The 19,487-nt window shown below is 31.6% G+C and carries 17 protein-coding genes; 11 read left to right on the top strand and 6 right to left on the bottom strand.

Translation table 11 applies throughout. From position 1 onward, the window contains the following. Positions 1 to 102: 102 nt before the first annotated feature. The gene (locus WG945_RS15180) at positions 103 to 1,110 is read right to left on the bottom strand and encodes a Kelch repeat-containing protein (RefSeq protein ID WP_068451664.1); all 1,008 of its coding nucleotides are present in this window, start codon (positions 1,108 to 1,110) and stop codon (positions 103 to 105) included. A gap of 248 nt (positions 1,111 to 1,358) precedes the next feature. Here WG945_RS15180 and WG945_RS15185 point away from each other — a divergent pair, with 248 nt between their 5' ends. The 7 genes from WG945_RS15185 (at position 1,359) to WG945_RS15215 (ending at position 9,392) form a co-directional block, all read left to right on the top strand. Next, complete coding sequence (locus WG945_RS15185; RefSeq protein WP_068451665.1) at positions 1,359 to 2,681, top strand: DUF4270 family protein; 1,323 nt, start codon at positions 1,359 to 1,361, stop codon at positions 2,679 to 2,681. 1 nt (position 2,682) lies between these two features. Further along, entirely contained in the window at positions 2,683 to 3,927 is a 1,245-nt protein-coding gene (locus WG945_RS15190; RefSeq protein ID WP_068451668.1) for a hypothetical protein, read from the top strand. Positions 3,928 to 4,003: 76 nt separating this feature from the next. Then, positions 4,004 to 4,894 (top strand): 23S rRNA pseudouridine(2604) synthase RluF, encoded by an 891-nt coding sequence (rluF, locus tag WG945_RS15195; protein WP_082864295.1) that lies wholly within the window; start codon positions 4,004 to 4,006, stop codon positions 4,892 to 4,894. Between the two features lie 300 nt (positions 4,895 to 5,194). After that, on the top strand, positions 5,195 to 6,325 hold the full coding sequence (tgt, locus tag WG945_RS15200; protein ID WP_068451671.1) for a tRNA guanosine(34) transglycosylase Tgt: 1,131 nt from the start codon (positions 5,195 to 5,197) through the stop codon (positions 6,323 to 6,325). A gap of 46 nt (positions 6,326 to 6,371) precedes the next feature. Next, the gene (locus tag WG945_RS15205) at positions 6,372 to 7,463 is read left to right on the top strand and encodes an LptF/LptG family permease (RefSeq protein ID WP_197482110.1); all 1,092 of its coding nucleotides are present in this window, start codon (positions 6,372 to 6,374) and stop codon (positions 7,461 to 7,463) included. Then, the gene (locus WG945_RS15210; RefSeq protein ID WP_068451679.1) at positions 7,450 to 8,364 is read left to right on the top strand and encodes a DMT family transporter; all 915 of its coding nucleotides are present in this window, start codon (positions 7,450 to 7,452) and stop codon (positions 8,362 to 8,364) included. The genes WG945_RS15205 and WG945_RS15210 overlap by 14 nt, the downstream gene beginning before the upstream one ends. 74 nt (positions 8,365 to 8,438) lie before the next feature. After that, entirely contained in the window at positions 8,439 to 9,392 is a 954-nt protein-coding gene (locus tag WG945_RS15215; RefSeq protein WP_068451681.1) for an acetyl-CoA carboxylase carboxyltransferase subunit alpha, read from the top strand. A 75-nt stretch (positions 9,393 to 9,467) separates the two neighbouring features. Here the strand turns inward: WG945_RS15215 and WG945_RS15220 are convergent, their stop codons facing one another. The 3 genes from WG945_RS15220 to WG945_RS15230 form a co-directional block, all read right to left on the bottom strand. Further along, positions 9,468 to 10,496, bottom strand: coding sequence for a TlpA family protein disulfide reductase (locus tag WG945_RS15220; RefSeq protein WP_068451684.1), 1,029 nt, complete (start codon positions 10,494 to 10,496; stop codon positions 9,468 to 9,470). 159 nt (positions 10,497 to 10,655) lie between these two features. After that, positions 10,656 to 11,378 carry an NYN domain-containing protein gene (locus WG945_RS15225; protein WP_068451686.1) on the bottom strand — a complete coding sequence of 241 codons (723 nt, stop codon included), beginning with the start codon at positions 11,376 to 11,378 and terminating at the stop codon, positions 10,656 to 10,658. Positions 11,379 to 11,561: 183 nt separating this feature from the next. Beyond that, positions 11,562 to 12,362 carry a DeoR/GlpR family DNA-binding transcription regulator gene (locus WG945_RS15230; protein ID WP_068451688.1) on the bottom strand — a complete coding sequence of 267 codons (801 nt, stop codon included), beginning with the start codon at positions 12,360 to 12,362 and terminating at the stop codon, positions 11,562 to 11,564. Between the two features lie 296 nt (positions 12,363 to 12,658). Between WG945_RS15230 and WG945_RS15235 the strand changes: the two genes are divergently transcribed. The 4 genes from WG945_RS15235 to WG945_RS15250 are packed head-to-tail and all read left to right on the top strand — an operon-like array spanning position 12,659 to position 17,316. Then, positions 12,659 to 14,218, top strand: coding sequence for a glycerol-3-phosphate dehydrogenase/oxidase (locus tag WG945_RS15235; protein WP_068451757.1), 1,560 nt, complete (start codon positions 12,659 to 12,661; stop codon positions 14,216 to 14,218). A gap of 36 nt (positions 14,219 to 14,254) precedes the next feature. Then, on the top strand, positions 14,255 to 15,751 hold the full coding sequence (glpK, locus tag WG945_RS15240; RefSeq protein ID WP_068451690.1) for a glycerol kinase GlpK: 1,497 nt from the start codon (positions 14,255 to 14,257) through the stop codon (positions 15,749 to 15,751). Positions 15,752 to 15,783: 32 nt separating this feature from the next. After that, complete coding sequence (locus tag WG945_RS15245; protein ID WP_068451693.1) at positions 15,784 to 16,521, top strand: MIP/aquaporin family protein; 738 nt, start codon at positions 15,784 to 15,786, stop codon at positions 16,519 to 16,521. Between the two features lie 24 nt (positions 16,522 to 16,545). Further along, a complete protein-coding gene (locus tag WG945_RS15250) occupies positions 16,546 to 17,316 on the top strand; it encodes a hypothetical protein (RefSeq protein WP_068451695.1) in 771 nt (256 codons plus the stop codon). A gap of 150 nt (positions 17,317 to 17,466) precedes the next feature. Here WG945_RS15250 and WG945_RS15255 read toward each other — a convergent pair whose 3' ends face one another. Next, positions 17,467 to 18,849, bottom strand: coding sequence for a M64 family metallopeptidase (locus WG945_RS15255; protein WP_068451696.1), 1,383 nt, complete (start codon positions 18,847 to 18,849; stop codon positions 17,467 to 17,469). Then, positions 18,846 to 19,322 carry a hypothetical protein gene (locus WG945_RS15260; RefSeq protein ID WP_068451699.1) on the bottom strand — a complete coding sequence of 159 codons (477 nt, stop codon included), beginning with the start codon at positions 19,320 to 19,322 and terminating at the stop codon, positions 18,846 to 18,848. Before WG945_RS15260 ends, WG945_RS15255 begins: the two co-directional genes overlap by 4 nt. Positions 19,323 to 19,487: the final 165 nt, after the last annotated feature.

Raw genomic sequence — 19,487 nt, forward strand, 5'->3', positions numbered from 1 at the left:
ATAAACTGTTGTTTTTATCACAAAAAAAGGTTGAAAATTAAGTTACTTCAAAAAAGCAACTTAATTTTCAACCTTAAAATATGTCTTTAAAATAAAGAAGTATTAATCATCTTCATTTTCTAATTCATTTGGTCTAAATTCCCAAACATCATCAAAATAATAAGTACCACTTCTACCCATTAGAACAAATGCTTTTGTATCAAAAGTAAAAGTAGATGCGTTTTGTCTTGCAGATCCTTCAAATACTGGTAATTCTTCCCAAGTATCTGTAGCAGGGCTATATTCCCAACTATTTGTAGTAATAGAACCAGCAATACCGGTTGTTACATATCCTTTTCCGTCTAAAGAAAATGCAGCACCACTACTTAAAAGAATGCTATAATCGTCATCGTCATCTTCGTCGTCATCTAAATCTGTTAAACGTGTCCAAGTAGTTCCGTTAAAAGCATAAAAATCTTCTTCATAACCACCATTATGGATTCCTAAACCAATGTAAGCAACATCATCAATAGTAAAAACAGATGCATTCTGACGCTTTTGTCCTCCAAAACCTACAGATTGTTCCCAAGTATTTGAAGCAACATCGTATTTCCAAAAGTCTTTTTGCTCACTACCGTCATATCCTGTACCAATATAACCATCATTACCAATAGCAAAACCAATTGCACCGTATCTTGCAGTACCTGCAAAATCTGCTTTTTGAGTCCATGTGTCAGCGTTTGGGTCATATTCCCAAAAATCATTTAATTTATCTACACCATCATAACCAGTACCTAAATATCCTTTACCGTTTATAGTAAAACCAACTGCACCACTTCTTGCAGTTCCAGGAAAAGGCGCTTTCTTTACCCAATAATCACTATCAGAATTGTACTCCCAAGTGTCGGCTAAATAATCATCACCATCATAACCTGTTACTAAATACCCTTTAGAACCAATTGTAAAGCTTACAGAGTTTGCTCTAGAATCTCCATCAAAAGTAGAACTCTCTACCCAGTTTCCATATTCATCATCATCGTCATCATCACTACATCCTATAAAAAATAGAGACATTATTAATGTTGCTAAAAAGAGAATACTACTCTTCTGTATTAAATTTGTTTTTTTCATTAGATTTAATTTATTCATTTGCATAATTATTAGGCAAACTTATACGCTAATACATAGCTAACATTACAAAATAGACAAACAAGTGTATTTTATAGATGAACATGTAAACCAAATGTTAATTTTCTTAAAAGGTGTTAATTATATGGTTTAGCGGTGTTTTTTAGCGGTAAGTCTATAAAAAGAGACTGTTTATATATTTTATGATTTCTTATGATAGCTACCCTAATATTTTTGCTTGAAAAAGTAAAATGAAGTATTTAATTTGGGGTATTATAAGTATTGTTTTTTTAGCATCTTGCGCTACAGACGATACTACTTATGAGGTAGGGAGTGATTTTATTGATAACAATATTCAGGTTAGAGTTTTAGATACATTTTCTATAAAAACAGGAACTTTTAAATTAGATTCTATAATTACTTCTGGTACTAATAGAATTTTAGTAGGTAATGTAGAAGACCAAAATTTAGGTAGGTTATCTGCAAAATCTTATCTAGAGTTAATAACCTCTAATTTTTCTATAAGTACAGATGCTGTGTATGATTCTATAGGGATGATTTTAAATTATGATAATTATTATTATGGTGATACTACAAAAATACAGACTTATACGTTACATAGAATTACAGAAACGGTAGAGCCAGATGAAGATGCTAGTAGTTTTTACAATACCTCTTCCTTAGATTATGATGATGCCATTTTAGGGCAAATTTCATTTACGCCAAGACCTAATAAGTCTACAGATTCTTTATTTGTTAAAATGGATGATGTTTTAGGAGAAGAAATTTTCAATAAAATTGTAGACAATGATATTAATAACACAGATGATTTTTTACAGTATTTTAAAGGATTGGTAATTGCACCAGATACATCTGTAGATAGTCATGTTTTAGGTTTTAATGTACAAACAACATCAGGTACTATTGGCAATTCTATGATGCGATTGTATTATTCTATAAATGATGATGATAGTGAAGATAATGATTATTATATAGATTTTGTGATTTCTGGAACCGGACAGCAATTTAATCAAATAGAAACAGATTTGTCTAGTACAGATATTGGTGATTTTGAAGATGGAGAAGATATTAAATTAACCACAAGCACAGATGATTTATTATTCTCGCAATCAGGAACCGGAATTACAGCAAGAATAGAGATTCCAACCATTAAAAAACTTTCTGAATTGTATGAGAATGCTTCTACTTTAAGTGCAGAACTAACGTTTAGTCCATTAAAAGGAAGTTATAGTGATGATAACCCGCTACCACAATACTTGTCGGTTTATATTGTAGATCAAAAGAATAGAATTATACAGCAACTTACAGATATAGATGGTAATATAGCTTCTGCTATTTTAATAGAAGATACAGATGAGTTTAATGAAGACACTTATTACTATGTTAATTTAAGTGGTTTTGTAGAGCAAATCTTATTTTCAGACACCGATCTAGATTATGCTTTAATGATTCAGTCAGAAAACTTTTCTAAAGAAGTAAATAAGCTGGTTATAGAAAATAACGCAAGTACCAATAGAGAAGTAAAATTATCAGTAAAATATTTAAACTATTAAGATGAAAAAAAAGATATTATTAATAGTATTAGTAGCTTCTGTACATACTTTATTAGCTCAAAGTAATACAAACACACCATATTCTTTATTTGGTTTAGGTGTAGAAAATAAAACAGCTACAGGAGGATTAACTGGTTTAGGAAATACTGGTATTGCACAAGCTAATCCGTTTGAAATAAATTTATTCAACCCAGCTAGTTTAAGTAGTATTTTACCTAAATCTTTTTTATATGAGTTTGGTTTAAATGGTACTTATTCAACTCTACAGACTAAAAATATAAGTGAAAGCAGCAGTAATGGTAATATTTCTCACCTTGCCATTGCGTTTCCTATAAAACAAGGTTGGGGAATGAGTATTGGTTTGCTTCCATACACAAAAACTGGGTACAATATAGATGTAGAAAATGCTATTGAAGGTTCTGCAGATACGTATATTACAAGAATAACAGGAGAAGGAGGTCTAAATAAGTTTTATTTATCTACCGGTTTTAAAGTGGTAAAAAACCTATCTTTAGGTGTAGATGTATCTTTTCTTTTTGGGTCTATCAATCAAGAGAGTTTAGCTTACACTGGTTCTTTAGTTTCTATTACTGATCAGAATCATTACGGAGGCGTAAAATTAAAAACAGGTTTACAATATAAATTACCATCAATTAAGGGATTAGAAAATACTATTGGAGCTACTTTAGAGTTGCCATCCTCTTTAGGAGGAACACAGACAAGAAGTTCTTATAAAACATCTCCAAGTGGAACATCGATAAGTATAGAGGAAGAAGTAGAAAATGATTTAGCAAATTTTGAACTTCCGTTTTCTTACGGAGTAGGACTTACTTCTGTAATCAATAAAAAAATTACAACGAGTTTAGATTACCGAAAATTACTTTGGAGCGATACTTCTCAACCTCAAAATAACGAAAGTTATGCAGATCAATCTATTTATGCATTTGGGGTAGAATACGTATCAACATCAACAAAATATAATTATTGGTCTAACGTAAAATATAGAGCTGGTATTAATTATAATACAGGTTTTTTAAAGATTTCTAACCAACAAATAGATAGTTATTTTGTGTCTTTTGGTGTAGGTTTACCTATGAAAAAGTACAGTAATGATAATTTTAATATTTCTTATTCTTACGGTAGAGAAGGTACTTTAGACAGCAATTTAATTCAAGAAAACTTTCATAAAATTACTTTAAATTTAAACTTTGTAGGTCAATGGTTTAATAAAAAGAAAATAGATTAAATAAATAGGATTGTAATTTAAAATAAGTGCGGTAATCCCTTTAAATAATTTGTATTTTTGCACAAAATTATTTTCTTTGGATACTACAAATCAAAAATCGATAAACCTTAATAAATATATCAGTTCATCTGGAATGTGCTCTCGTAGAGATGCCGAAAAATTTATAAAAGAAGGTAGAGTTACCATCAACGGTAAACCAACTCAATTAGGAAACAGAGTTGCTAAAAAAGATGTTGTAAAGTTAGACGGACGATTAGTAGAACCTAAAAATGTTACTTTATATATTGCTTTAAATAAACCGGTGGGTATTGTTTCTACCACAGATGATAGAGAACCAAATAACATTGTAAAGCACGTAAATTACCCAGAGAGATTATTTCCAATAGGACGTTTAGACAAGCCTTCTGAAGGATTGATCTTTTTAACAAATGATGGAGACATCGTTAATAAAATTTTACGAGCAGGTAACAATCACGAGAAAGAATATTTTGTTTCTGTAGATAAGTCTATTACTGATGATTTTATTACTAAAATGGGAAATGGAATTCCTATTTTTGGGACTATGACTAAAAAATGTTTCGTAGAAAAAATAAGCGATAAAATTTTTAAAATCATTTTAACTCAAGGTTTAAATCGTCAAATTCGTAGAATGTGCGAATACTTAGATTACGAAGTAACCAAGTTAAAACGTACCAGAATAATGAATGTTGAACTTGGGTATTTACAATCTGGTGATTGGCGAGAGTTAACAGATGAAGAAATGAAAGAAATTAATAAAATGATTTCTAGTTCATCAAAAACTCAAGAAGCATCTGTAGTTAAAGAGAAGCCTAAAAAGCAAGTTTCAAAGAAAAAAACGGCTCCAACTAAAAACGATTTCAATAAAAAAAGTGCTTCTTTTAGAAAATCATCACCAAAAAGTAAAAGAAGTAGTGGTGGTTTTTCAGCTAAAAAGAAACGCTGGTAGTTTTTGGGCGTTCCCTTTTAGGGCAGGCTTTACACTACAATCTTTTTTATTTAAAAAAATAAAAAAGGATTTCCATTGCAATCCTTAACGCAGATTTTTGCTGCTTTAAGTAATGCAGTAATTTTTCGTTTTTTATAACACTTCATTTTATTTATCAATTCTTAAATAATAGTATCTTTGCCTGCAATGAAAAATAAAGTTTATTTACTTTTAAATAAATAAACTAGAGAACAAAGTAATTATATACGTTCTTAATTTTGTGATTAATTTTAATCACAAGAATCATCAAAAATTAAACGATTGAAATTCGACTTAAAAATTACCGACCCAAAAAGTAAGGCAAGAGCAGGAGTAATAACAACTGATCATGGAGTAATAGAAACTCCTATTTTTATGCCAGTGGGAACTGTTGGAACCGTAAAAGGAGTACATCAAACAGAATTAAAAAACGACATAAATCCTGATATTATTTTAGGAAACACTTATCATTTATACTTACGTCCTGGTTTAGATATTTTAGAAAAAGCAGGTGGTTTGCATAAGTTTATGAATTGGGATAGAAATATTCTAACAGATTCTGGTGGTTACCAAGTATATTCTCTTTCTGGAAGAAGAAAAATAAACGAAGAAGGGGTGAAGTTTAAGAGTCATATAGATGGTTCTATGCATCATTTTACACCAGAAAATGTAATGGAAACGCAAAGAACTATTGGTGCAGACATTATTATGGCATTTGATGAGTGTACACCATATCCTTGTGATTATAATTACGCAAAACGTTCTATGCATATGACGCATAGATGGTTGACTAGATGTATCAATCATTTAGATAAATTGCCTTATAAATACGGTTTCGAGCAAACTTTTATGCCTATTGTACAAGGAAGTACGTATAAAGACTTGCGTAGACAATCTGCAGAATATATTGCAAATTCAGGTCAACAAGCAAATGCTATTGGTGGACTTTCTGTAGGTGAGCCGGCAGAAGAAATGTATGCAATGACCGAGGTTGTTACAGAGATTTTACCAGAAGACAAGCCAAGATATTTAATGGGAGTTGGTACGCCAATTAACATTTTAGAGAATATTGCTTTAGGTATAGACATGTTCGATTGTGTAATGCCTACAAGAAACGCTAGAAACGGAATGTTGTTTACAGCACATGGTTCTATCAATATTAAAAATAAAAAGTGGGCAGAAGATTTTAGTCCAATAGACGATATGGGGATTACTGGAGTAGACACCATGTACTCTAAAGCTTATTTACGTCATTTATTTGCTGCAAAAGAAATGTTAGGAAAACAGATTGCCTCTATTCATAATTTAGGTTTTTATGTTTGGTTAACGCGTGAAGCAAGAAAACATATTTTAGCAGGAGATTTTAGAGAATGGAAAGATATGATGGTAAAACAAATGGATAAACGTTTATAAATATTTAAAGTTTAACCTCATTTAAATATACACTAAAGCCGCACTTTTGAAAATAATAGATTGGTACATATTAAAACGATTTTTGGTAACTTTTTTGTTTACCTTATTAATCTTGATTCCTATTGCTATTGCTATTGATATTTCTGAAAAGATTGATAATTTTTTAGAGCATACAGATTTAGGGTTATACCAAATTATAGATGAATATTACAAAAATTTCATCATCTATTATGCCAATACTTTTATGCCTTTGGCATTATTTATTGCTGTAATTTTATTTACTTCTAAGCTATCTAGTAATACAGAAATCATTGCTATTACAAATGCAAGGGTTTCATTTACACGTTTTTTATATCCATATTTTGTTGGGGCTACTTTAGTTACAATTATTTCTTTAGGAATGAACCATTTTGTGGTTCCGAATAGTAGTAAAGAAAGAAAAAAGTTTGAAAGAGAATATATAAAAAACAATAGGCAAAAGCACGAGTTAAAATATGTAAGAGAATTTAGCTTACAGCTTACAGATAGCACGTACATCTTTATACGTAGTTTTGATACAGAGGCTAATGCAGGTTATGATTTTACATCAGAAGTGTATGATGGCATAGAAATGAAATCGAAACTAGTTTCTGATAGAATCAGTTTTAGTGAAAAAGATTCTACTTTTACCTTGTCTAATTGGAAATTACGTAAAATTTTTAAAGACAGAGATAGTATATTTTCAGGGAGTAAAATAGATACTGCTTTTAACTTTACACCAAGAGATTTAATCTATAAATCTGCCTTAGCACAAGAAATGCCTTCTGGAGAATTACAAGAATTTATTGGTGTTTCTAAAAAGAGAGGTGTTAAAAATTTAAATGCATATTTAGTAGAGTTTTATAAAAGAACAAGCTTACCAATAGCTTCTTATATCTTAACAATTATTGCGGTTGCTTTAGCTTTTAGAAAAAGAAGAGGTGGTACTGGGGTAAATTTAGCAATAGGTATTGGTCTAATGTTTATGTATGTTTTTTTAATGAAAATTGCTGAGGTTTTAGGTGCTGTTGCTGGTGTTAATTCTCTACTTTATGTTTGGCTTCCGAATATTGTTTTTGGCTGTGTAGCTATTTACCTCTACTTAAATGCAAGAAAATAAATTAAACAATTATTTACAGTTACACCTTATCGTATTTATTTGGGGTTTTACTGCAATCTTAGGAGCGTTAATTAGCTTAGATGCTATTCCGTTAGTTTGGTATAGAATGTCTTTAGCGGTACTTTTTATTGTACTGTATTTCGTGGTTAAAAAGAAATCGTTTAAAGTTGATAAAAAAGGAATTGTAAAGTTTTTTGCAACTGGTGTTATCATTGCATTACATTGGATTTTTTTCTTTAAAGCCATTAAGGTTTCTAATATTTCTGTTGCTTTAGTAACTATGAGTACTGGGGCTTTTTTTGTAGCCTTAATAGAACCTGTTTTCTTTAAAAGAAAAATTAATCCGTTAGAAATGTTGCTGGGGTTAATTGTTATTTTGGGGCTTTATATCATCTTTAATTTTGAGAGTCAATATAAATTAGGAATCATCTACGCATTAATTGCTTCTTTTTTAAGTGCTTTGTTTTCTGTTTTTAATGGTCTTTTTATTAAAGAATATGCTGCAGATACAATTTCATTATATCAATTGGTTTTTGGGGTGCTTTTTATAACGGTGTATCTTTTAGCTACAAGTGGTTTCTCGATATCCTTTTTTGTGATACCAACTTCAGATTGGATGTACCTTTTTGTTTTAAGTAGTATTTGTACGGCTTATGCATTTATAGCTTCAGTTAAAATAATGAAATATATATCGCCGTATACGGTGATGCTTACAATTAATCTAGAACCTATTTATGCAATTGTTTTAGCGTTGCTTATATTTGGTGATAAAGAAAAAATGAATCCAGAATTTTATTTTGGGGCATTTATAGTACTGTTTGTAGTTTTATTAAACGGAATTATAAAAAATAAAACTGTTATTAGAAATAAGCTTAAAGCAAAGACTGTTAGAAAAAAGTAACTTCTTTTTTAAAAAAACAACTAATTTTATAGTATGTTTGTCTATTCAAACAACTAAAATCAAATAATTACAATATGGAATATTTAGATTTTGAAATGCCTATTAAAGAGCTTTTAGATCAACTAGATAAGTGCCAAATAATTGGTAAAGAAAGTGATGTAGATGTAAGTGCTACTTGTAAGAAAATCGAAAAAAAATTAGATAAAGCCAAGAAAGATATTTATAAGAACTTAACACCTTGGCAAAGGGTTCAACTATCTAGACATCCTAATAGACCTTATACTTTAGATTATATTAAAGCTATTTGTGGAGATACTTTTATGGAGCTTCATGGAGACAGAAATGTAAAGGATGATAAAGCTATGATTGGTGGGTTAGGAAAAATAGGTGATCAATCTTTTATGTTTATTGGTCAACAAAAAGGATACAATACAAAAACACGTCAGTATAGAAACTTTGGGATGGCAAATCCTGAAGGGTATAGAAAAGCGCTACGTTTAATGAAAATGGCAGAGAAATTTAGTATTCCTGTGGTTACTTTATTAGACACACCTGGTGCTTACCCTGGTTTAGAAGCAGAAGAGCGTGGACAAGGAGAAGCAATTGCTAGAAATATTCTTGAGATGACACGTTTAAAAACACCAATTATTACAGTTGTTATTGGTGAAGGAGCTTCTGGTGGAGCTGTAGGTATTGGAGTAGGTGATAGAGTCTATATGATGGAAAATACTTGGTATACGGTTATATCTCCAGAATCTTGTTCTTCTATTTTATGGAGAAGTTGGGAGTATAAAGAGCAAGCTGCTGCTGCCTTAAAGTTGACTGGTACAGATATGAAGAGGTTAAAATTAATTGACGGAATTATACAAGAACCAGTAGGTGGAGCACATACGGATAGAGAAGGAGCTTTTAAAGCTGTGCAAGAGCAGATTCTTATTGCTTTTGATGAATTAAAAGATTTAAATAATGTAGATTTAGTTATGCAGAGAATGGATAAGTATGCTGCAATGGGTGTTTACAAAGAGTAAGCTCTTAATATAAAGTCATAAAAAAAGCGAAATCTAAATTTAGATTTCGCTTTTTTATTTATGCTTATTAAGATATTAAATATCTAAAGATTCTAATAAAGATTTAAGTCTAGGATCTGAAGGTCTTGGAGCATTAGCTTCTACAATGTTTCCTTGTGGATCAATTAAAATAAATCTTGGTATTCCAGATATTTGGTATGCTTGCTGAAAACTGAAATCTTGTCCAGCCCAAAGCTGTACGCCACCAAGTTCATTTTCTTTTACAAAGTCTCTCCATTTTTTTTCTGCAGCTTCCCAAGAACCACCACTTCTTTTAGATTCATCAGTAGAAATACTTATAAATTCTATGTTTTTATTATGGAATTCTTTTTCGATACTTTTTAAAGAAGGTATTTCTCTAATACAAGGTCCACACCAAGTAGCCCAAACATCTATATATACGTATTTTCCTTTAAAAGAATCTAAAGATTTTTTTCCACCTTTTACATCTACATAGTTTTCGAATTTAGGAGATGCTTTTCCTTTAGCCATACCTTTACTTGATACGTATGTTTTTTCAAAATAATCAAACATTTGCGTATTTTGTTTAGTAGCCATGTCTACTAAAGAACTGTCTAAATCATTAAAAGAAGATAGAATACTATCAAAATCTTTTTTTAACAAACTCATTTTTGAATCAAAAGCTTCTTCGTCTAATGCAAAAATATCTGCAGGGTTACCAATTTCTTGACTCTTTTTTAATTGAGCTGCTATAAAGTTACTGTTAGAAGATCCTGCTCCAGAGTATTTTAAACTGGTCATAAATTCTTCTGCATCACCTTTAATTGTAACGTCAAATCCATTTTTTAAATATAATGGAGCTCTATTTGTGCTACTTGTTTGAAATGTATAAATATCTACAGTTGGTACTTTTAAAGTGTCTTTAAAAGAACCATCTTCATTAACAGAAATTGTTTTAAGGATACCTGTTCTACCAGAAATTGTTATGATAGAGTCTGTATTGTTTTCTAATTTACCAGATAAAGAAACGTATTCTTTAGAATGTTCTTTTGTACAAGAAGCAATTGCTAGTAGTGTAAAAAGTGCAAGTGTTAATTTTTTCATTTTTTTATTCTTAAGTTTAATTACAAATATATGATATATAGGTAAATAAAAATAGTTAAAATGGGTTGCAAAATAGCGTGTAAATTAATTTTGAAAAAGAAATACTAACGTATCGATGCGTTCCTTTATTTAGGTTCGGTTTGTTGTAAGTTGAATAGATTATTTATTTTTTACAAAGATTAATTTATTTCTACTTTTTGTGTTTTCTCTTTGTTCTAATTCAAATTTGCCAATAGATTTAATTAATGGTGTTAATTTATCGAAACCGTAGTTTCTAGAATCGAAATTAGGTTGTTTTTTTTGCAGTAAACTTCCTACATCTCCCAAAAAAGCCCAACCATCTTCGTCAGATAAATCAGAAATTGTAGAAGAGATTAGTTTGATAACTTTAGATGTTATTTTATCTACACTGTCCTTTTCGCTGTCTTTTTGATGGGTGTTTTCTTTCTTTTCGGTTTGTTTTCTAATAATTTCTATATAAATAAATTTATCACAAGCAACAATAAAAGGATTGGGAGTCTTTTTTTCTCCAATACCAATTACTTGTTTTCCGGCTTCTCTAAGTCTGGTGGCTAATTTTGTAAAATCACTATCACTAGAAACTAGACAGAATCCATTTACTTTTTCAGAATATAAAATATCCATAGCGTCAATAATCATTGCAGAGTCTGTTGCATTTTTTCCTGTGGTATAAGCGTATTGCTGAATAGGTGTAATAGCGTTTTGTAGCAATAGATTTTTCCATTTAGATAAATGCGGACTTGTCCAATCTCCATAAATTCTTTTGATTGTTGGGTTGCCGTATTTTGCTATTTCTTCCATCATTTCTTTTACGTGTGCAGAAGGTATGTTGTCTCCGTCTATGAGAACTGCTAAATTCATGTTAGTTGTTTATTTGTTAGTTTGTGTCTAAAATAAAAATGAGTTTTTAAACTGTTTTATTCTTTTGTGATAAGTAAAGTTAGTTTTTTAGTTTTGTAAAATCAATTCGTGCAACAGTTGTTTTAAAATAGGTTGTGTAATTCAAATACAATCTACTATTTGTTATGTGAAATAGAATCGATTTTACTGTAAATGTTCTGTTTTTATAGTTGGTGTATCTACAACTAAAACATCAATACCTAGTTTAATTAGTTTATTTCTATAATTATCGTCTAATCCAGAGTCTGTTATTATTTGGTCTACTTCTTCGAGTCCGCAAATTCTACCAAAACCTTTTTTACCAAATTTAGAGGAGTCTGCCAAAATTATTATTTTTTGAGCAGATTTTATCATTACTTGGTTTAGCGAGGCTTCCATAGTGTTTGTGGTCGTTAAGCCAAAATCAATATCGATACCATCTACGCCTAAGAAAAGTTTACAGCATGTGAATTCAGAAAGCATTTTTTCTCCAAATGGACCAATTATAGAAGAAGAACTTTTTCTTAAGGTACCTCCAAGCTGAATGACTTCAATGTCATTTAATTCAGAAACAATTAAGGCGGCGTTTAGAGATGCTGTTAAAACAGTTACACCTTTAGTAGATTTAATTTGATTTGCCATTTCAATAATTGTTGTTCCAGAAGCTAAAATGATACTGTCAAATGGCTCAATTAATTCGGCTGCTTTTATAGCAATCTTATTTTTTTCTCCCTGATGAAGTTTTTCTTTTTCATTAACCGTCCTTTCGTGAGTGTAAGGGTTTATTTGAATTGCTTTACCGTGTGATCTAAATAGTAAGTTTAATTCTTCAAGAAGTTTAAGGTCTTTTCTAATGGTAACCGAAGAAACGTTAAACTCTTTACTTAAGTCTAATACTGCAACATGTCCCTGTTTTTCTAGTTTGTTTAGAATTAGTTTATGTCTTTCAGCAATGTTAATTCCCATTTTTTTTGATTTTTTGTGTAACAAAGATAGTTAATAAAATTTCTGTAAAAGAAAAATAAAGGGTGTTTTGGCGTGTTTATTCGTTATTTAAGTTTCGTTTTTAAGTTAATAAGTAATAAAAAGAAACTTAAAATTACCTTTTTTATAGATTAAATTATCATTTTGTTTCCTTTTAACGCCTTGTAAAGCTTGGGGTTTCGAAAAATATATAAAAATTGTTTCAAAATGTTTCGTTTTGTTTCAAAAAGATGATATCTTTACATTCAGAAGTTTATAATAAATTAATAAAAGATATTATGGTAAGAAGTGAAATGATAAAAAAGTTAAGTAGCGATACTAAAGAGTATGATTTCATTGTGATTGGTGGAGGGGCTACTGGTATTGGTGTTGCTTTAGAGGCTTCGGCAAGAGGGTACTCTGTGTTGTTGTTAGAGAAATCCGATTTTACAAAAGGAACATCAAGTAAGGCTACAAAGTTGATGCATGGTGGGGTAAGGTATTTAGCTCAAGGTGATGTTGGTTTGGTAAGAGAGGCGGTTGTAGAAAGAGGTTTGATGTTAAAGAATGCGCCACATATTACTAAAAGTCAGTCTTTTATTATACCTACGCACGGTTTGTATGATGAAATTTTGTATACGGTAGGTTTAACATTTTATGATTTGTTGGCTGGAAGGTTAAGTTTAGGAAGATCTAAAAGAATTTCAAAAGCGAAGACTTTAAAACGTATATCTCTAATCAATCCAGATAAAATATCAGCAGGTGTTGTGTATTATGATGGGCAGTTTGATGATAGTAGGTTGGCTATTAATGCTTTGCAGAATTGTGTGGAAATGGGAGGTGTTGTGGTAAACTATTGTTCTGTTTCAGGGTTGGTTAAAGATGCTAACGGTAAGGTGACAGGTGTTCATGTTCGTGATGAGGAGGAAGGGAAAGAATATGAAATAAAAGGAAAGCAAGTGGTAAATGCTACAGGTGTGTTTGCAGATGATATTTTACAAATGGATTCGCCTGGAGCAGAAAAAACAATTGCTCCAAGTCAAGGAGTGCATTTAATTTTAGATAAATCATTTTTACCTGGCGATGATGCAATAACAATACCTAAAACAGATGATGGAAGGGTGTTGTTTTTGGTGCCTTGGCATGATAAGGTTATTGTTGGTACAACAGATACGCTTATAGAAAAAGAATCTTTAGAGCCTATTGCTCTTGAAGAGGAGGTAGAATTTATATTAAGTACAGCGGGTAGGTATTTAACAAAAGCGCCTAAAAGAAGTGATGTGTTAAGTGTGTTTGCAGGTTTGCGTCCTTTGGCGGCAACGAAAGGGCATAGTGATAAAACAAAAGAAATTTCTAGAAGTCATAAAATTTACACGTCAAAATCAGGGATGTTAACTATGGTAGGTGGTAAGTGGACTACTTTTAGAAAAATGGGTGAAGATTTAGTAGATAAGTCAGAGAAACTACATGGTTGGGCGCATATTCCAACCAAAACAAGACATTTAAAAATTCATGGGTACAAAGAAAATGTAGATTTTACAAAACCTTTTTATTTCTATGGTTCTGATGAGGAAAAAATGCTAAAACTAGCAAAAGATGAAGGTTTAGAAAGTTTTATCAGTCCTTCATCAAAAGTAATAGAAGCTCAAGTTGTATGGGCGGTTAAGTATGAGATGGCTAGAACTGTTGAAGATTTTTTAGCAAGAAGAACTCGTTGTCAATTATTAGATGCAAAAGAAAGTATAAAAATGGCTCCTAAAGTTGCTGGAATAATGGCAAAGGAGTTGGGTAAAGATTTGAGTTGGGAGAAGGATCAAGTAGCAGCTTATCTAGAAGTAACTTCAAATTATATTTTATAAATAAAAACAATTTTAATTAAAACCAATTAACTAAAGATGAAAGAAAAATTAATTTTAGCATTAGATCAGGGTACAACATCATCTAGAGCAATTCTGTTTAATCATAACGGTGAAATTGTTAGAACATCTCAAAAACCTTTTGAGCAAATTTTTCCGCAACCGGGTTGGGTAGAACATTGTCCTAATGAAATATGGTCTTCACAAATTTCTGTAGCAGCAGAAGTTACTGCGCAAGAGGGTATTTCTGGAGAGGGAATTGCAGCAATAGGTATTACAAATCAAAGAGAAACAACAATTGTGTGGGATCGTGAAACAAGTGAACCTGTTTATAATGCAATTGTTTGGCAAGATCGTAGAACTGCAAAATATTGCGATCAATTAAAAGAAGAAGGTCATATTGATATGATTAAAAAGAAAACAGGTTTGGTTTTGGATGCTTATTTTTCTGCAACTAAATTAAAATGGATTCTTGATAATGTTGAGGGGGCGAGAGAAAGAGCTGAAGCTGGTAAACTTTGTTTTGGTACTGTAGATACTTGGTTGGTTTGGAAGTTGACTCGAGGGAAAATGTTTATAACGGATGTTTCTAATGCTAGTAGAACGATGTTGCTTAATATCCATACTTTAGAATGGGATGAAGAATTATTAGAGTTATTTAATATCCCTAAAGCTATTTTACCTACTGTTAAAGAAAGTAGTGAAGTTTATGGGGAGACTGCAACAACGCTGTTTTCAACTAAGATTCCTATTGCTGGTATTGCGGGAGATCAACAAGCAGCTTTGTTTGGGCAAATGTGTACAAAACCAGGAATGGTAAAAAATACGTATGGTACAGGTTGTTTTTTATTGATGAACACAGGAGAGAAAGCAGTGTATTCAGAAAATAATTTATTAACCACTATTGGGTGGAAAATTAAAGGAAAAACGACCTATGCTTTAGAGGGTAGTGTTTTTGTTGGTGGTGCTGCAATTCAATGGTTGCGTGATGGAGCAAGAATGGTGAGAACAGCTCCTGGTATAAATCATTTAGCGGAAATGGCAGAGGATAATGGAGGTGTTTATTTTGTACCTGCATTAACAGGGTTAGGTGCTCCTTATTGGGATCAATATGCTCGTGGGGCAATGCTTGGTATTACTCGTGGTACTACAGATGCTCATATTGCACGTGCAACTTTAGAGGGTATTGCTTTTCAGGTGTATGATATTGTTAAGGCGATGGAAGCAGATGCAGGAGAAAAAAGTATCGAATTAAGGGTTGATGGTGGAGCTGCGGCAAGTGACTTGTTACTTCAAATACAATCAGATTTATTTGGTTTTAAAATTATTCGTCCAAAAACACTAGAAACAACGGCTTTAGGGGCTGCGTATTTAGCAGGTTTAGCAGTCGGTTATTGGGATAGTGTAGATGATATTCAATCGCAATGGGTTGTTGATAAAGAATTCTTCCCTAAAATGGAGGAGGAAAAAGTTGATAGAATGTTGCATTACTGGCATAAAGCTGTGGCATGTGCTCAAAACTGGATAGAGGATTAATAATTTGTTTAACAATGTAAAAAAATTAAAATATGTCAATTTTAGTAGCAGAAATATTGGGGACAATGTTAATGATTCTATTGGGTAATGGAGTTGTAGCTAATGTTGTTTTAAACGGAACAAAAGGAAATGGTTCGGGGTGGATTGTAATAACTACAGGTTGGGCGTTAGCTGTGTTTGTGGGAGTTATTGTTGCAGGGCCTTTTAGTGGTGCGCACTTAAACCCTGCGGTAACGATTGCTTTGGCAACGGCAGGTAAGCTTTCTTGGGGATTGGTGCCAGAGTATATTGCAGGAGAACTTATTGGTGCAATGTTGGGAGCGTTTTTAGTTTGGTTAATTTATAAAGATCATTTTAAAGCAACAGATGATGAAGGCGGGAAATTGGCTTGTTTTAGTACGGGGCCAGCAATTAAAAATTCGTTTTCAAATATGATGAGTGAGATTATAGGGACCTTTGTGTTAATCTTTGTAATTCTTTATTTAGCGGGGCCAAGTATTGATCTTATTGGAGATATTGATGCAAGTGCTGTCATTGGGTTAGGTTCTTTAGGGGCGATTCCTGTAGCGTTTCTAGTTTGGGCAATTGGTTTGTCTTTAGGAGGGACTACTGGTTATGCAATTAACCCAGCAAGAGATTTAGGACCAAGAATTATGCATGCAATCTTACCTGTAAAAGGGAGTAGTGATTGGGGGTATGCTTGGATTCCTATTGTAGGGCCTGTTGTTGGTAGTGTGTTGGCAGCGTTATTATATGTTGCATTATTGTAAAAATATATTTAAAGGTATAAGATTATGAAAAAAGTAATATTAGTAATTTTAGTAGCGGTTTTGTCAATGCAAGTTGGTTTTGCACAAGAAACTGATTTAAAAGATAGTCCGATAGATTTTAGTGTTGATATTAAAAGTAATCACCTTTGGAGAGGTTTGGTTATAACAGATAAGCCAATGGTTGCAGTTTTTACTTCAATTAAATTGAATAAATCTGGAAGTTTTACAACAGGTTTTTGGGGAGGAATGGCTTTTTCAAACGAAAGTGATGGTTCTTCTTATAAGGAGATAAATTATTATGTACAATATGCAGAAAATGGGTTTTCTATAGCTTTATGGGATTTGTTTAATACAAGAGGTGTTGCTAATCCTGATGTTTGGGATTATGATAAAGAAACTTCAGGGCATTTATTAGATTTAAGAACGTCTTATAATTTTGGAGAAAGTTTTCCTTTAAGATTAGAGGCTGATTTTTTATTGTTTGGAAGTGGTGATGGTCAATATGATCAAAATTTAGATTTTGAACAACGTTACTCTACTTATGTTCAGGTTTCGTATCCTTTGGTTAAAGATGCTAAAGTTAATTTAGATGGATTTGTAGGTGCTGGGTTTTCTTTAAATGGTGATACTCATTTGTATGGTGATGGTCAAGAAAATTTTGATTTAGTAAATGTAGGGCTTACGGCTTCTAAAACAGTAATGTTGGGTAATTATAGTTTGCCTGTTTCAACTACCGTGTTGTGGAATCCTTCGTTAAAATATGCGAGAGTTCAGTTGGCTTTTAATCTTTTTTAAAGCAATAGATTGTTTTTAATATATAAAAAATCCCAAACGTAAGTTTGGGATTTTTTGATTTTAATTTACTTTTAAATTGTTTTGGTGTTATTAATGAGTTGTTGTATTTGTCTCAGTTGAAGTAGCAACAGTAAACTTGGTTTTTAATTGTTATTCTTTAATTATTTTTTTAGAAACTTGTGTCCCGTTTTCAAATGAAAAATTGATAAAGTAGATTCCTGCAGGTAGATCTGTTAACTGTACTTGGGGACGTTTTTCTAAATTATTAATATTTTTAAGAATCAGCTGTTTTCCTGAAATGTCCTTAATGCTAACGGTGTAGTTTTCATTTTTACCAGTTACATCAAAATATAAAATACCTGGTGTTGGGTTAGGGGATAGGTTAATTTTAAAGCTATTTGTAGAAATATCATCAATACTTAACGTGCTTGGATTAATCGTCCAAAGGGTGGTAGAAAAATGTGTAGTTTCATGATTGTCTACTTTTAATAATGCGGATTGGTCTTTGATTGTTGCTAATAATTGATTATCTCCGCTGATTAAATCATCTTTTGTAATTGATACAGAAAAATCTTCATTATTTATTACGGTACCGTTTAGGGTCCATGTAATTTTTAAAGTGTTTGGTAGTGGGGCAATGGTGTTTACGTTAAAATCTAAGGGTTCGGTTAAATCTATGGTTCCTGTGTTTTCTGGTGTGTAAGAGTCTATTGGAGAGGTCATAGAGTGTATTTGTTCTATGGTTGCTTCTGTGCATACTGGGCAGAAAGATTTGTTTAAGTATTGCATCTTACAGTTTTGATGTGGCTTGTACCAACTTGCGGCATTTCCTGTAGTTCCGTATGGGTAAATACCGACACCGTTTTGATTGATCCAGTTTTTCCATTTTACATTTGCAGGATTTGTTTCTTGGGTCATGTTGATGCCTTCTCTAGTGTAGCTGTCTCCAGGGTAATACTCATCTATAAGATTAACAAAAGAATGACCTAGCTCGTGAATGGCAATTTGGTTAGCTGATGTATGTAGTGAAGCTACTGCTATTTGACCTCCACTACCACCGTAATAGGGGCTGTTAACTAGAACTAAAACAATATCATAAGTAGGGAAATTATTTGCTAAAACACTAAGTACTTTTGTGTTGTTTGAAACAAGTAATCTATGTATGTCAAAGGCATCAAAAGTAGATTCGAAATAGTTGTCTACAGTAATTGATGGTTGGTTGTTGGAGGTGGATTCATCTGTAGCTGTACCGGGATGATTTGCGCCACTTTCGTTAGAAGGTACTTTTATGGCATGTACATTAAAGTAATTTTTATATTCTTTATACGGTGTTTCTGCAAACAGGGCATTTGAGAAATTAGTAGCATCTGTTATAAATTGATTCAGTTCTGTACTTTGATATCCGTCTGATAGAATTACAATATTAATTCTACTCTCATTAGAACCAGATTGTGTAATTGTTGTTACGTCAAAAGTTTGTGCGGTAATAGATGCGCACAAAAATAGAATAGATAAGAGTAGTGTTTTTTTCATAACTGTATTTTTAAAAGACTATTATTGGTTTCACTGAGCAATTTAAGTGTTATAAATTTTGTTTGTGGTTTTAAGTCCATCCGAATAGATAGCATAGTGCTGTCTAATTCAATTGTTTTTCGGTTTAATTTACCAGAATCATCTGCATATTCGAAGTTTTTTATTAACGGATTTTCTATTTGTATACTATCAATTGCTATAGAATTGATGTCTTGTTGAATGCATATTAAGTCTCCCGAATTGCTATTTGCTTCTTGATAACGATTCTTTTTGAGGTTTCCTTCTGTAATTATTTTGTCGATAAAAGAAAACTCTATGTTTTGATGTGGGTTTTTGTAAACTTTATAATTTAAGAAAATAACTTTAGAGATTGTAGGTTTAGTTTCTTCGGTAGAGGAATTGCTGTTAGTATTCTTTTTTAAAGAAGTACAACTTGTTAAAGCTAGAAATAAAAGTATATAAATAGATTTCATTTTAATTATTGCTAGGGTTGATTTGGAGGTAATATCTAATATTTGCTTCCTGCATGCTGCTTTTAATTATTAATAAGCAAAGTTAACTTATTTCAGTTAGAAGATAATAGAGGTAAATTGTTCTTTTGTAAAAAAAAGAAATCCCAAACGAAAGTTTGGGATTTT

It is taken from the genome of Polaribacter atrinae (assembly GCF_038023995.1).
Taxonomy (GTDB): Bacteria; Bacteroidota; Bacteroidia; order Flavobacteriales; family Flavobacteriaceae; genus Polaribacter; species Polaribacter atrinae.